The following is a 13,147-nucleotide window of genomic DNA, read 5'->3' as shown; positions in this document are numbered from 1 at the left end:
CGTTTCCATCCCCGATCGCGTCGAGGACATGCTTTTGCTGGACACGCTCTAAGCCTCAGTCCTGCCGCTGCCCCTTGAAGCCCCGGGCAATCAGATAGGTTTCCGCCGATTCCGACCGGCTCGCGGGGGGCTTGGCGTGGAACGTGGTGGCAAAATTGCGCTTTAGCATGGCCAGAAGCTCGTGCTCGGTGCCGCCCTGGAACACCTTGGCGACAAATGTGCCGCCCGGCGCCAATACATCGAGCGCGTAGTCGGCGGCTATTTCGACGAGTGCAATGATCCGCAGATGGTCGGTCGGCTTGTGGCCCGTTGTCGGTGCCGCCATGTCCGAAAGGACGATATCGGCCTTGTGCCCGCCCAGAAGGTCGAACAGGGCCTGGGGCGCGTCCTCGTCGGTAAAATCCTTTTGCAGCAGCGCGGCGCCTGTCACGGGGTCCATTTCGAGATAGTCGATGCCGACCACGCTGGGGTTTTCGGGATCCGATTTGACCGCCTTGACCGCCACCTGACACCAGCCGCCGGGCGCCGCCCCCAGATCGACCACCCGCATGCCGGGTTTCAGCAACTCGTATTTTTCGTCGAGTTCGAGCAGCTTGTAGGCCGAACGCGCCCGCCAGCCCTCTGCGCGGGCCTTGGCCACGTATGGGTCGTTGAGCTGGCGTTGCAGCCACCGTGTGGATGAGGTGGTGCGCTTCTTGGCTGTCTTGACGCGGGTCTTGAGATCGCGGTCACCGCGACGGCCTGCGCCCTTGCCGGTCGGCTTATTTGGCATTGCTGGCTCCCCTGCGCCTGCGTCCGGGCCGGCCGCGCATCCAGACGCGATCCTCCGACATCATTGAAATCAGGATGCCCTCGCGCAACCCGCGATCGGCAACCCGTATGCGCTGGCACGGCCATTCGCGCCGGATTGCCTCAAAAATGGCGCAGCCGGGAATGACCAGATCGGCGCGTTCCTTGCCGATGCAGGGATTGGATGTGCGCTTGTCGTAGCTCATGGCCAGCAACACACGCATCGTGGCATCAACATCGTCGGCATGCATCCAGAGCCCGTCGACCTTGGAGCGTTCGTAGCGTTCAAGGCCGAGATAAAGCCCGGCGAGCGTGGTGACCGTGCCCGACGTGCCCAGAAAATGCACCGGATGGCTGGCCAGCATGCCGCGCAGTTTTTCGCGGCCGCGAAAATGGCGAAGCTGGTCGGTGACGTGATTGACCATGGCCTCGAAGATTTCCGGCGTCACATCGACACCACCGAATTTTTCGGCAATCGAAACAACGCCCACGGGCAAGGACTGCCATGAGCGAATGGACGCCGCCGTCTTGCCCTGATTGCGCGGACGCCCGCCGCGGAAATCGAGCCAGGCAAGTTCGGACGACCCGCCGCCAATATCGAACAGGATGGCGCCGGGCGCATCGGTTTCAATCAGATCGGCGCAGCCGGTTACGGCCAGTTCGGCCTCGGTTTTGCGATCGACCACTTCGAAGGTCATCCCGAGTTCGCGCTTGACGCGGGCGAGGAATGCCGCCGAATTTGTGGCCGAACGGCACGCTTCGGTGGCAATTATACGCGCCCTCACACCATCATGCTGGGCAAGCTTGCTCTTGCAGATCCTGAGCGCTTCAATCGTTCGGTCCATGGCGGCTTCCGAGAGCCGCCCTGTCTGGCTCAGCCCCTCGCCCAGCCGCACAATGCGCGAAAACCCGTCAAGGACGCGGAATCCGTTTTCCGTCGGGCGGGCGATCAAGAGGCGACAATTGTTGGTTCCCAGATCCAGCGCCGCATAAGTGGGCGCGCGCTTTTTGCGTTGCCCTGCGGATTTGGGTTGGGACGTCCACCGCGTTGCCCGCTTGGCGCCCGGTTGCGCCTTGGCGTCTTCGCGTTCGTGCCGGACAGGCTCATTGGCGCGCTCGCGCAGAGACGCAGGAGCCGCCGACACGGCGGTGGACCGACTTGAATCGGTCAACTCGGTTCTCCGTACCGCCCGGTCGCCGGTTGGAGCACAAGGCAGGCAATTGGCCCACAATGGCTCGAAGGAAAGGCGCCCGAGGCAGATCATTTCAGTTTCGGATCAACGGTAGTCCATCATGGCCGTCAACGCAACGATTGCCGCATTCCACCTCGTTCGTGCCGATGTGCCCAGATATCGCCATAAAACTCCAGTTTATGCCCGCATCACGGGAGAGCGCCCCAAGTGAGCGTGGCCGCGCGCAGCGTCGCGATGTAATGAGCCCGCCAGCATGGCGAAATAATCCCGCATCGGTTCGTCTGCCTGTCGCGCGGATGTTGTGCCGATGACTTGACCACAACACAGACCGGCCGCGTCAGTGCATTGGCTTTACGTGCCGGGTCCAACCAAGGACAAAACTAAAGTGATGCGTATTGTTTTGCCACTTCTGCTTGCTCTGTGCGCCGCGTCGGCCATTGCCGTTCCGGCCAGCGCCCGCGACCCCCAGACAGTCATAAATGTCATGCTCAGCGAATTGGGGAGCGTGCGCCCCTCGGGTTGCCCGGGCCGCTGGTGCGCCTGCTATCTCGATACCGTTCTGGCTCGCGCCGGGCTGCTTCCTACCGGCTCGAACAAGGCACGCGACTTCGCCCATTACGGCGAGCAGGCAGATCCCGGCGCAATCGGCGCGATCATGGTGATGTCCAACCATGTGGGCGTGGTGGTGGGCGATTGCGGCAACGGCCAGGTGCAGATCGTTTCCGGCAACTACTCCAACACGGTTGCGCTTGGCTGCTACAGCCCCAGCCGCGCCATCGCCTGGCGTGCCCCGGTCACCCATTAGCGCCGATAGCCGCCCCTGGCGCATCCAGTCGCTGCGTGACAAAGAAGTGAAATTGCGGGCTTGAAATCGCCACCATGTGCCGCTAAACAAGCGCCACTTCCTTCGGCGGCCTGCCGAAGCGAACCGCGCGGGCAAGCCCGCCTCTGCTGGGGAATAGGTTAACGGTAGACCCACGGACTCTGACTCCGTTAGTCCTGGTTCGAATCCAGGTTCCCCAGCCAAACAATTTTCTCAATGAAATCAACGAACTAATTCAGTAGGGACGCCCTTACCTGTTTCATTTCTTGTGCCATCCGTGTGCCGTGCAATCCCCCCGGTTTCCGGGCTTTTCCTTTGCACCCCGGCGAATCCATGGCACATGAAATGGCACATGGCACACGTTCCCTCCCCCTTTTGTTCCCGGTGACTCATCCGGGGTGCTCTGGTTTGATGGGATGGTCAAACTGGAGGGCGAATATGGGCGAGTTGTTAGACAGAGACTTTCAAAGATATCTTCTAAATGAACTCGCGGGGCTATATCCCCAATCCGCCGATATAAAGCGCAGCTTTGGAGATCAGACGGACAATCGTCTGCTGGTGAACCTCCAGTACCTCCATGAGCACGGCCTCGTAGATTTCAAGTTTACCGAGTTTATGAGCAGGGAAATTCAAATGCACAGCGCGAAGGTCACGGCACGGGGCATGGATTTTCTGGCAGATGATGGCGGTTTATCCGCAATTCTGAACGTGGTGACGGTGAAGCTCCACGACGACACAATCAGAGACTTGCTCATCAATCGGATCGATCAAGCGCCCGGTGACCCGACCGTGAAGGCAAAGCTCATCGACCGAATAAAATCACTGCCTGCCGAGGCGCTGGGAAAGCTGACGATGGATGGCCTAGACGCGGCGATGGCCAAGGCCCCGGACCTTCTAAGCCTTCTTGGCGAGATTATCCCCAAGGCGGGATAGAGCGGCCACAGTTTCGGTGCTCGTGACTGGCCTCCCTTGGCGAAGCGCCACGATACAATCAAGGGCTTGGTCTAGATCGAGCATGGCGTCGAGCACGAGATACCAGCGGCCATCCGATGCCTGCACCGGGCCACCTGGCGTCTGCCCTTTGGGCATCGCGATATAGTCGAATGCCTTGTCCATTTCCATCTCCTACGCTGCCTCTAGCAGCTTATCTAGGGTTGAGGGGGTGAGCGCTTCGGGGTTCGACGATCTGATCGTCGCGGTGAGGATGTAGTCAAGCACCCAGGGCCGTAGCGACTTAGGGAACACTCCTCGACCGGCTTGGCTTTTCCGCGTCTTGCAGGTCTGGCTGCAAAGCGTGGCCGGATGATGCCGCGAAATGAAGTGCGTCCCGCACATAGAGCATTCGTTTTCGAACTCGGGCGCCATGGCTTCTCGGTGCTCGTGATGGCACTTGCTGCTGCAATATTTCTGGTGCGCGTAGTGCTGGGTCTGAAAGGACTTCCCGCAGGCTGGGTTCTCGCACGCTTTGATCGGCAGGATGCGCATCGATGCATCTCGGCAAGCCGTAGAACAGTATTGCGTGCCAATCGTGCTGGGGTGGAACATGGCCCCACACTGGGCGCAGGGCTTGTCAGGCAGCACCGTGGCCTCGGTCGAGCAGCGGTGTGAGCAGTATTTCGCGTCGGGGTTCTTGGGCCGAAATGTCCTGTCGCAGTGCTCGCACGGCCGGGCCGGGTTCTTCGCTCGATAGATCACATCAGCAGCGGCGCGATAAGCAGCCTGTGTTTCTCCAACGGACCTAAGATCCCGTAGCTCGATCGCAAACCGGGCATGCTCCGGGCAACAGAACCCCTTGTGATGCGAGCCGACAATGAGGTCATCAGGTATCGGGATATAGCACCAGGCGCAGTTCTCGCGAGGGATCGTGTATTCCTTCTGCCCCTGCTCCCAGGTGGGTCGCACCGCTCGCATGCGTCCAAGAGCCGACTGCACGAGTGATGCCGCCTCGGCATCAGCCTGTGCCCATTCAACGCCGTGGAGGCAAAGATTGGACCGTACCGATGATCGCGCAGCCCCCTCGAACTGGAACGGACTCTGTGTCCAAACGGACATGATTTCAACAAGGCGCCCGATTATGTGCTGGCGCTGCTCGGCTTGGAAAACGGGCTCGGGGCGCTTGACCGGCACAGCAACGCCATGCCGATATTCTCCATAGCCGGTGAACAAGCCGTGTTTATAATTGTGGTTGGCGCGCCCTGCGTTCTTCATCCGAACACCGCGTCGAACGCGCCCCTGTCGAGAGTGGGATCATTGGCGCTGGGTTGATTGGCTAGCCTGAGCCTTTGTTGCCGATGGGCGTGATCGAGCCAAACCCGGTCCATGGCGAAAATTAGGTCGACGTGCCGCGGCTCAAGGGGCCATCGGTATAGAGCCAAATAGGCGCGAATCTCGGAATGAGTGATCGGATTGGGTCCAGCGCCGTGATAGGTGCGAGAGGTGCATAGGTCGATGAACATCCTCCAGATGATCTGGCCAGCCTCGGGCACGGTCATGCGACGGCCTTCCAATTGCTCGATCAGGCATTCGCAGAGTTGCCGTTTTAGTGCTTGAAATGCTCTCATCACATCGTCCTGAAATCAGATCCGCCCTGATCGCGCTGATATTTCGCAACAGCTCCTGGGGCGTCTTTTGCCGCCTGTTTCCGTGTCGCATTCATCGCCACCGGAAGCGCTGCTGCAACTGTGCGCTGGGACACTTTTTCAACAATCGGCGCAATATTACCGTTTGAATCTTGGGACCATCCCAGCGTGACAAACACCTCAACACCTTGGGGATGGGTAGAGGCGCCGCTGATCTGAACCGGGATTTTTCCGCCGTTTGGCAGCGGGACAACAGCCTCCTGACCGTGAACGACACCTCGCACCTCGCCTCTGGAGCCACCAGTATTGGCAGTGCCCATCGCGAAGCCCGGTATACCCAAAGATGCCCCGATCAGATTGAAACCAGTCTGGAGAAAGAAGTTTCCTGCCTGGGCGAGGACGTTCGACAGAATGGCCCCAAATTCCTCGGCCGTGATCTTGCCGTCCTGCAATGCATCTGTAATCCCTTGGACCGCCGACATGCCTACCTGCCCCAACATGTCGAACAGCCCGGCAAGTTGATCGACCTGGGCTTGCTCGGCGTGCATCTGGTCCACAAGCTCTGAAATTTTGTCTTTCTGCTCGTCGGTCGCCGCCGCTCCGGCCTCCCTGAGAATGTTGAGCTTTTCCTGCTCTGCTGCGCTGAGACCGATTAAAGAACGCTCGAACTCAAGGCCCGCGATCAGAGCCTCGACTGCCTTGCGCTGGGTTTCGATATCGTCGACGGCGCTGGATCGCGACCCACCTCCGCCTCCGCCACCGGGCGGCGTCACAGTGGGCGGGGGTGGTGGCGCCACAACGATGTTGCCATCGTCACCGAAGTTGAAGCCTTCATAGAGGTTTTCGCCGGGCTTGTTTCCGAGTGCCAGGCGCAATCTCATTTCGTTGCGCTGCTCGGGTGTGAGCTGATCTGAGAGCGGCTGGTTGGCGCCCGCCCCAACGGTGCCGCCTCCGGCAGTGGTCATGAAATTGTTGAACGCATTGATGAACTCGCCGAGGGCGGCGCTGGCCTCAACGATCGCTGTCTTGAGGGCCGTGCCGACTGTATTCGAGACCTGATTGAACTTGCGGTCCAGCTCCTCGGCTTTGTCGAGCACGTCCTCATCCATGACGATGCCGAGATTGCGGGCCTCGCGGATCGTGTCCCTGATGCCCTGTTCGCCCTGCTCGATGAGCTGCACAAACTTCTCGCCACCAGTGCCGCCGAATATCTCGTCGGCTATGCGGATCTGGGCGGCTTGATCGAGTTGCCCCAGCTTGCCGATGATCTCGGTAAAGAGAGCGCTTGGGTCCTGGAGCTTGATGGCCAGGTCTTCGGCGGTAAACCCGAGGCGCTCGAATGCTTCCGCCGCGGAACCTCCCCCGGTAACGATGAACTCGTCGGCCCGGAGGTTCAGTTCCTTGAGACCATCGGTCAGGGCGTCGACACCGATGCGGTTTTGCTCAGCGACATATTTCAACTCTTGGAAGGCTTCAAAATCCACACCTGCCCGGCGGGCCTCATCACCGACCTGGGCAACACCGTTCGCCACTCTGCCAAGTCCCGACACCAGACCTGCGATGCCACCGGCAGCGAGACCACCAACGAGCCCGCCGATCATGGCCTTGCCGAAGCCGCCAATCTTGGAACTGGTCATCGCCAGCGCTTGATTGATCCGCCCGGTTGATCGAACCATGTCCCGCTCCATGCGCCCCGTGGCGGTTGTGCTGTCCTTGCGCATCCGGCCATAACTCTTGGTGGCCGTGCCGCTGGCCTTGGCCATGTTCTTTTCGAAGTCACGGATGCGGGCCTCCAGTAGGACCACAAGCCGTTCTGCATCACCTTCGCCTGCCATGTTTGGCTCCTATGCCACTGCCCATTCTTCGATGTCGCCATCGAAATCGTCATATGAGGACTGGTTGCTGTCGCCGGCCGCGCACCGCGCCACCGCCATTGCTGTCGCCACGGCACCGTCGATGCGGTCCGTAGACTTTCCTTTGTGGAAACTCATGTTGTCGGCCTTGTCCCGCTCTACTGCGATGTTCTCGAAATGCCAGCGCAGGATGGGGTGGCCGCCGTGTTTGAAGCGACGGGCCACTATGGCGCGCTCCAGCTCCTTGATGGCTGGAGCCATGGTTATCCAGCCCTGGCGCATCTCCACAGCGGGAAAGCCGTCCTCGATCAGATTGTTGATCGTGTTGCGCGCCATGTGCGGATCGAAGGCGATCTCCATCACGCGGTACGTGGCGCACAACGCGCGCACCTTGTCCTCGACGGCTTGGAAATCGACCACATTGCCGGGAGTGGGGATGATAAGCCCCTGCTCTGCCCAATGCGGATAGTTGGCCTTCTCCCGATCCGACCGGTGGACGATGTTATCCTCGGGACAGAAGAACCACGGGTGGACCTCATACCCGTTCTCGCGATCCCCCCAGCACGCCACAACCGCCGTGAGGTCTCGATTGGAGGAAAGGTCGACCGCAAGCCAGCAAGGCTCTTGGGTGATGTCCTTTTCCTCAAGGTCCACCGGATGGGCCCCCTCGTCATAGATCGGCATCTCGACGAAGGGCGATGCACTGTAATCGAGCCATGTGTTGAGGTGGTATTGCCGGAAGTCGTCCCGATCGGCGGGGCGCTCTTTCGATTCGCGGGCCATCTGGCGAAGGCCTTCAAGGTCGGGATACCCATCGGCAAGGCCGGGATTGACGAAGTGCCACAGGGCCTCGTCTTCCCAGTCCGCATCGGGCTCGGCTTCGAACAGCACGGGGAGAAAACCGGGGTCTTCGATCTCCCCGGACTGGACCTTGCGGGCATACTTGAGCAGATCGAACGCAAGGTTCTCTTGGCCGCGTCCCGCCTGGGTGATGATGACCAGAAGGGAGCCGGGAGCCTTATTGAGACCGGTGCGGAGCGCTGACCAGGTCTTGCGGCTCTTTTCACCTTCCCATGCTATCAGCTCGTCGGCCAGGACGAATTGCGGGGTCTTGCCCAGCTTGCCCTTGCCACCTGATGCCAGGGCGCGAAATTTGGCTCCAGACAGCGAATGCTCAAGGATGAATGTGCTCTCGTTGAGCTTCATCTTGCCGTCGAGCCAGTCCGTCGCACCGATGATGCCCACCGCCTCCTCATAGGCGATCACGGCATCCTCCTCGGCAGACGCCGCGACCATTGCCTGACCGCGCGGGACACGCTGATATCCAACCGTGTGAAGCAATGCGAGGCCCGCCCCCATGGTGGTCTTACGGGCACCGCGGGGGAGAAGGGCGAAGACAGTCCGGACCTGCCGTCGACCATCGGGGAAGCATGGCCCATAGATGCGGCGCACAATGCGCTCCCAGAACCGGGGGAGTTCGAAATCGCCGCTGTCGCTCTTGGGGTGCTTGAGGCAGCGAAGGAACTCCACCGCCCTTTCACCATGGCCGAACGGATCGTCAATCTCGCTGTCGTCGAACACCCACTCCGGACGGGTCGCTTTAAATTTGGAGGTCTGCTGGCGCGCCATTGCTTGCCTTCCCTCCCTTGGGCTGGAAACCTTGCTTGGACCGCGCCGCCGGGGTGAGCCCCAGCTCGGCGCCGAGTCGGGCAACGGCCTCTGTGGACTTGTTCAGGATGGATGCGGCGGGGTTGGGCTTGAGCATCCCATGCGCGGTCTTGGTCAAGGGGCCGTGTTCGGCCAATGCCTTCTGGCATTCCCGCACCGTCCAACGTGCAAGGATGTAGGTTTCGACGATGCCGAGGCCGGTGGTGGTGAGGATCTTGCGCTCGACCATCTCGGCAACCACGGCCTTCCACTCATCGACCATATTATCGGGAATGGTGTCGGGCACCTTCGGAACGCCCTTAAGCCCGCCGTCTATGGCCTTGAGATGAGCCTTGGCGCCCTTCACGATCGCACCTCCTCGCACCGCAGCTCATGGCCCTTGCGGCGGCCAAGCTCTTTGATGTCGCGGATATTGAGCGCCTTGCCCTCATAGAGCACGCGCTGATCTATGGCGATGTCGTCGCGGTGGCGGATGCGGAAGATCACGGCGGTGTTGCCGCCCTCCCCATATGCCCGCTGATACTCCTCGACCGTGCTCTCGATCATCTGGGCGCGGACGGTGGCGACGTCTGCCCAGGTCTCGCTGGGCACGCCATAGTCGTCGATGACGGTGGTGTAGTGCTGGATGGTGATGCTGCGATCCATCTTGCCGGCGCGCATGTCAGACCTCCCCGACCATTGCAGAGACGGTCACAACCGCATGGCTGGTCTCGCCATCAGGGTCGCGCAAATACCGGGCGCCCATCACGAAACAATCGCCGCAATGGTAGCCAGCGGGCATGGGTGGGCGGCTGGAATGGATGGCGGCGCGCATAGCACCTGCAATGGCCTTTACCCCGGTCAGACCGGCCTCTTTTTTCCAGACGTGCAGATCAAAGATCAGGTCGAGGTTCTTGCGGGCGATATCATCGCCGGGAAGCTCCTGCCCTTCGCCTATGATGATCGAGGGATCGGGGGTGGGGCGGGCGTTGCGATCGAGGATCGACGTGGCCGGGACAAGATCGGTCACCGCCACCGTGCCGATGAGGCGATCACGAAGGGCCTTCTGCATTGCCAGGGCTGCGCTCATGACTTGCCCCAGTTGTTTCGCACCGCCTTGCCGATGGCGCGCTTGATGCGGTTGGCAGATCGCTTCTGGAGGAGCCGGACGGTGGTCCAGAAGAACGGTTGAGCCGGCGCCTTGGTGGTGCCGTACTCGACCAGGTGGGGATACCGGACATCTGCGTTGCCCACCGTCACCGCCACGGCATACTCGGGCACCGTCAGCGATCCGCCGGGCTGGGAGTAAGCCGGGGTCTGCTCGCCCGGTCCCGTCACCTCGATCGAGGATTTCAGATCAGGGGCTCCGGTGGCCGGATCATCGGGCGCCACCTGGCGCATGGTGCTCGCCATCTCGTTGCCCGACTTGAGCAGCGCGGGATGCACGCCCTCACGCACCGCACGGGGCAATGCGGCGAAGCGCTTCTGCAGCCGACCGATGCCGCCATCATCCGCCATAGGAATATTCCCGATATTCGCCGAGGATCTGAGACGCACCGAATGGGATTTCCTGCCCGCTCACACCGACAAGCACGGTCTCGCGCTCCTCGTACCAGTGGGCCGCGATCATCAGGACGGCGTGCTCAAGGTCGGCAGGGGCGCCGTCCGGCAGCTTCTCGGTGTCGTCGAGGGCGTATCCGATGAAGTTCTCGACGTGCTTGGTGGCGGCCGCCAGAACCTTCGGCAGCACGGCGGTATCGATGGCGTCACCGCCATCGGTGCCCATGTTGATCTGGTTCTTGAGATCGTCAGTGGTCAGTGCCATCGAACAATTTCCTGCCGCTGTTCAAAACTTGGCCAATTCAGAATTTTTTCGCGTTTGGCTCCCCGCGCCGGTCCCATGAGGTGGCCGAAAGTCTCAGACCACCCCCCCCCGGTGGGCGTTACGGAGTCGCCTCTGCTGCCGCCACCTTGACGATGTTGGAGTTCACCTCCAGCGTGGCATTGAGCTTCTTGGCGCTATTGGCGTCCTCGAACACCTCAGGCGTGCCCATCACAAGGCCAATGAAGTAACGGGTCGAAGGTGTGCCGCCCGCTGGTGCATCATCGAACTCGATCTTAAAGGCGAAGTTCGAGCGGTTGCCGCCTGCTGCGACCAGAGCTGTCTGGCCAGCGTCCTCAGGGTCAAGGTCACACACGATGGCCATGGAGCCCGCGTTGTATGTGCCCTTGGCCTTCTTGGTGCGACCGCGTGCGATCTGGTTCGACGTGATCAGCTCAGCCGCATCACCGATCTGGCCCAGGTTGGTGGTGCCACCGATCTCGGTCCATGTCTGACTGGTGAAGTCGGCAGCGACGAAATCATCGTCTTGATCGTCGATGGCTGTGCCGATGCTGATCTTGGTATTTGCCGTGGCGAACATCTTGCCCATGGCTGAGTGCTCCTATGTGCGCCGTTCCGCGACGGCATCGAGTGAATTGCAGCGCCTGCATCCGGGCATCCAGTTGGACTGGTCCATGCGAAGGTCCGAGCGTAGGCGGATGGATATCCTGTGCCTCACCAGCACCGCAGGGGCGCCACAGGCACAGGTCTTGTTCTCGGGTCGGGCGAGGAAAGCTTTGGCCTCCCGCTCGAAAGCCCCGTCATAGCCGCGACGGCTTGAGTTGGGCCGCTTGGCATCATGGCGGGCATTGCGCTCCCTCCTGAGCCGCCGTGCTGTTTCACAGGGCTCGTGGTGAGCCTGCTGGCAGTAGGGGCATATGGAGGGGGCGCGGGATGGCATCAGGCCACCGGACGTTCGTGAGCATCGCCCTTGATGAGCACGGCGCCCAGGGCGATCGATGTTCCACCTGCCTTGGCGATGACCGTCCGGACATACCGGCGAAGGCCGATATACCCGACGCGATAGACGCTGTTGGCTTCGAGCGTGGCCGGTGTTGAGCCGGTCAGGTGCTCGGCAGCGACATCGGTGAAATCGCCCGCTGTGGTGGTGTCGCTTTCCTGCAGCTTGATCGAGAAATCCCCGTCACCTGCAATGGCACCGGTGTTGACCACCAGACAGGCACTTTCAAAGCCCTGGATATCGATGGCCGTTGCCGTGTTGGCAGCGGAGAGGACGGCAGGCGCTACCACCTGCACGGCCCCGATGTTGGGTTCGAGAGAACGCATATAAGTGGCTCCTTATGACGTGGCCATTTTCAGCTTGCGGAAGCGAGCCGGCTGAATGACCTTGCCGCCTACGCGGCGGGTTGCGTGGATGCGGGTGACGCCCTTGGTCGCGAGAATGTAGGGGTTGACCAGGATCGACATGGCCAGCCGGTCGACGATGCGATAGGCGCTGAAATCGCCGTACATGATCGGGAAGTTGCCGCTGGCGATATCGGGCATATCGACCGCTTCGACCACCGGGCGGCCCAGGAGGGTCGAGGGCTGGCCAGCCTGGAGGCCGGGCTGCCAGATATAGGCACCGTTGGTGTCCTTGAGGGTGCGGACGATGCCGAGCGAGGTGCCGTTCAACAGCCAGGAGCCGTTATTGCGGTAGGCCGCCGGCAGGTCGTACATCATGCCGATCAGCTTGTCGGCGCTCAGGGTAGTGGCGTGGCCGTTGAGGTATTCCTCGATACCGGGATGGGTCAGGATGCCCTCGGGCTGCTTGACGCCATCGCCATTGAGGAAGGCAACGCCCTCTTTCTGGCCGAAGTCCTCGGCAAGAGCAAGGCGAACCTCGGCCTCGGCAGTGCCACCGCTGTCGGCCAGAAGCTCGTTGCTGATATCGACATAGGTCATCAGCTTGCGGGCCGGCACTTCGAGCTGGCCGAAGGTGACGGTGCTTTCCTCGCTCTCCTCAGCTTCGCCTTCCCACTGGGCATTGCTGATGCCGGTGCGCTTCGGATATTTCACCGAGGGCGACGTGATCGAGCGAACCGATGCGATCGAGCGGATGGGGCTGTATTCGACCAGGTCGCGGACGAACTCGGTGCTCATCTCGGCCGGTGCCAGATAGCCGCCCTGTTCGTCATTGGCGACGGTCAGAGCCTTCAGCTCATCGACAGGGGCAGCGTTGCCCAGGCGGAGATATGTGCCGAAAGCCTTGGATTCGAGTTTGGCCTGTTCGTCGGCATCGGGCTTATCGCCGCCGGGGCGGTTGGCCTTCTTTTCGAGCGTTTCGAGCCGTTCGACCAGCTTGGGATCGATAGCCTTTTCCTCGACGGCCTTGATGCGCTCGTCGACGGTCTTTGTCAGATCCTCGACGGCCTTGGTCA

At 61.2% G+C, this 13,147-nt stretch carries 17 protein-coding genes and 1 tRNA gene; 3 read left to right on the top strand and 15 right to left on the bottom strand.

Going from position 1 to position 13,147, the window contains the following annotated elements; genetic code table 11:
• Nucleotides 1–55: 55 nt before the first annotated feature.
• Both AACZ55_RS12325 and AACZ55_RS12320 read right to left on the bottom strand, forming a co-directional pair.
• A complete protein-coding gene (locus AACZ55_RS12325) occupies nucleotides 56–772 on the bottom strand; it encodes an RlmE family RNA methyltransferase (protein ID WP_338607195.1) in 717 nt (238 codons plus the stop codon).
• On the bottom strand, nucleotides 762–1,961 hold the full coding sequence (locus AACZ55_RS12320) for a Ppx/GppA phosphatase family protein (RefSeq protein WP_338607196.1): 1,200 nt from the start codon (nucleotides 1,959–1,961) through the stop codon (nucleotides 762–764). Before AACZ55_RS12320 ends, AACZ55_RS12325 begins: the two co-directional genes overlap by 11 nt.
• 406 nt (nucleotides 1,962–2,367) lie before the next feature.
• On the opposite strand from AACZ55_RS12320, the gene AACZ55_RS12315 reads away from it, so the two are divergent.
• From AACZ55_RS12315 to AACZ55_RS12305, 3 genes are all read left to right on the top strand, one after another.
• On the top strand, nucleotides 2,368–2,787 hold the full coding sequence (locus AACZ55_RS12315; protein WP_338607197.1) for a hypothetical protein: 420 nt from the start codon (nucleotides 2,368–2,370) through the stop codon (nucleotides 2,785–2,787).
• A 147-nt stretch (nucleotides 2,788–2,934) separates the two neighbouring features.
• A tRNA-Gln gene (locus AACZ55_RS12310) sits at nucleotides 2,935–3,008 on the top strand.
• A gap of 235 nt (nucleotides 3,009–3,243) precedes the next feature.
• Nucleotides 3,244–3,738 (top strand): hypothetical protein, encoded by a 495-nt coding sequence (locus AACZ55_RS12305; protein WP_339646476.1) that lies wholly within the window; start codon nucleotides 3,244–3,246, stop codon nucleotides 3,736–3,738.
• Here the strand turns inward: AACZ55_RS12305 and AACZ55_RS12300 are convergent.
• The 13 genes from AACZ55_RS12300 to AACZ55_RS12240 all read right to left on the bottom strand — a co-directional run.
• Complete coding sequence (locus tag AACZ55_RS12300; protein ID WP_339646473.1) at nucleotides 3,700–3,921, bottom strand: hypothetical protein; 222 nt, start codon at nucleotides 3,919–3,921, stop codon at nucleotides 3,700–3,702. The two genes, AACZ55_RS12305 and AACZ55_RS12300, sit on opposite strands and share 39 nt — an antisense overlap.
• 9 nt (nucleotides 3,922–3,930) lie before the next feature.
• Entirely contained in the window at nucleotides 3,931–5,013 is a 1,083-nt protein-coding gene (locus AACZ55_RS12295) for a hypothetical protein (protein ID WP_339646471.1), read from the bottom strand.
• The gene (locus tag AACZ55_RS12290) at nucleotides 5,010–5,366 is read right to left on the bottom strand and encodes a hypothetical protein (RefSeq protein WP_339646470.1); all 357 of its coding nucleotides are present in this window, start codon (nucleotides 5,364–5,366) and stop codon (nucleotides 5,010–5,012) included. Before AACZ55_RS12290 ends, AACZ55_RS12295 begins: the two co-directional genes overlap by 4 nt.
• Complete coding sequence (locus AACZ55_RS12285) at nucleotides 5,366–7,219, bottom strand: hypothetical protein (RefSeq protein WP_339646468.1); 1,854 nt, start codon at nucleotides 7,217–7,219, stop codon at nucleotides 5,366–5,368. The genes AACZ55_RS12290 and AACZ55_RS12285 overlap by 1 nt, the downstream gene beginning before the upstream one ends.
• 9 nt (nucleotides 7,220–7,228) lie before the next feature.
• Entirely contained in the window at nucleotides 7,229–8,866 is a 1,638-nt protein-coding gene (locus AACZ55_RS12280; protein WP_339646467.1) for a terminase TerL endonuclease subunit, read from the bottom strand.
• Nucleotides 8,838–9,251, bottom strand: a complete 414-nt coding sequence (locus tag AACZ55_RS12275) for a phage terminase small subunit P27 family (protein ID WP_339646466.1) — start codon at nucleotides 9,249–9,251, stop codon at nucleotides 8,838–8,840. Before AACZ55_RS12275 ends, AACZ55_RS12280 begins: the two co-directional genes overlap by 29 nt.
• A complete protein-coding gene (locus AACZ55_RS12270) occupies nucleotides 9,248–9,565 on the bottom strand; it encodes a phage head closure protein (protein WP_339646464.1) in 318 nt (105 codons plus the stop codon). The genes AACZ55_RS12275 and AACZ55_RS12270 overlap by 4 nt, the downstream gene beginning before the upstream one ends.
• A 1-nt stretch (nucleotide 9,566) precedes the next feature.
• Nucleotides 9,567–9,974 carry a DUF3168 domain-containing protein gene (locus AACZ55_RS12265; RefSeq protein ID WP_339646461.1) on the bottom strand — a complete coding sequence of 136 codons (408 nt, stop codon included), beginning with the start codon at nucleotides 9,972–9,974 and terminating at the stop codon, nucleotides 9,567–9,569.
• Nucleotides 9,971–10,402: an HK97-gp10 family putative phage morphogenesis protein gene (locus tag AACZ55_RS12260; protein ID WP_339646459.1), complete on the bottom strand. Its 432-nt coding sequence runs from the start codon at nucleotides 10,400–10,402 to the stop codon at nucleotides 9,971–9,973. The genes AACZ55_RS12265 and AACZ55_RS12260 overlap by 4 nt, the downstream gene beginning before the upstream one ends.
• Nucleotides 10,392–10,709 carry a head-tail connector protein gene (locus tag AACZ55_RS12255; RefSeq protein WP_339646456.1) on the bottom strand — a complete coding sequence of 106 codons (318 nt, stop codon included), beginning with the start codon at nucleotides 10,707–10,709 and terminating at the stop codon, nucleotides 10,392–10,394. Before AACZ55_RS12255 ends, AACZ55_RS12260 begins: the two co-directional genes overlap by 11 nt.
• Nucleotides 10,710–10,827: 118 nt before the next feature.
• Nucleotides 10,828–11,316: a hypothetical protein gene (locus AACZ55_RS12250; RefSeq protein WP_339646453.1), complete on the bottom strand. Its 489-nt coding sequence runs from the start codon at nucleotides 11,314–11,316 to the stop codon at nucleotides 10,828–10,830.
• Nucleotides 11,317–11,666: 350 nt separating this feature from the next.
• A complete protein-coding gene (locus AACZ55_RS12245) occupies nucleotides 11,667–12,053 on the bottom strand; it encodes a hypothetical protein (protein WP_339646451.1) in 387 nt (128 codons plus the stop codon).
• Between the two features lie 12 nt (nucleotides 12,054–12,065).
• Nucleotides 12,066–13,147, bottom strand: a 1,082-nt coding sequence (locus AACZ55_RS12240; protein WP_339646449.1) for a phage major capsid protein, incomplete at its 5' end; no start/stop codon positions are given.

This window comes from uncultured Pelagibacterium sp. (assembly GCF_963972885.1).
In the GTDB taxonomy this organism is placed as follows: domain Bacteria; phylum Pseudomonadota; class Alphaproteobacteria; order Rhizobiales; family Devosiaceae; genus Pelagibacterium; species Pelagibacterium nitratireducens.
The sequence above is the reverse complement of the archived record's forward strand: the minus strand, read 5'-3'. Positions and strand labels throughout refer to the sequence as shown.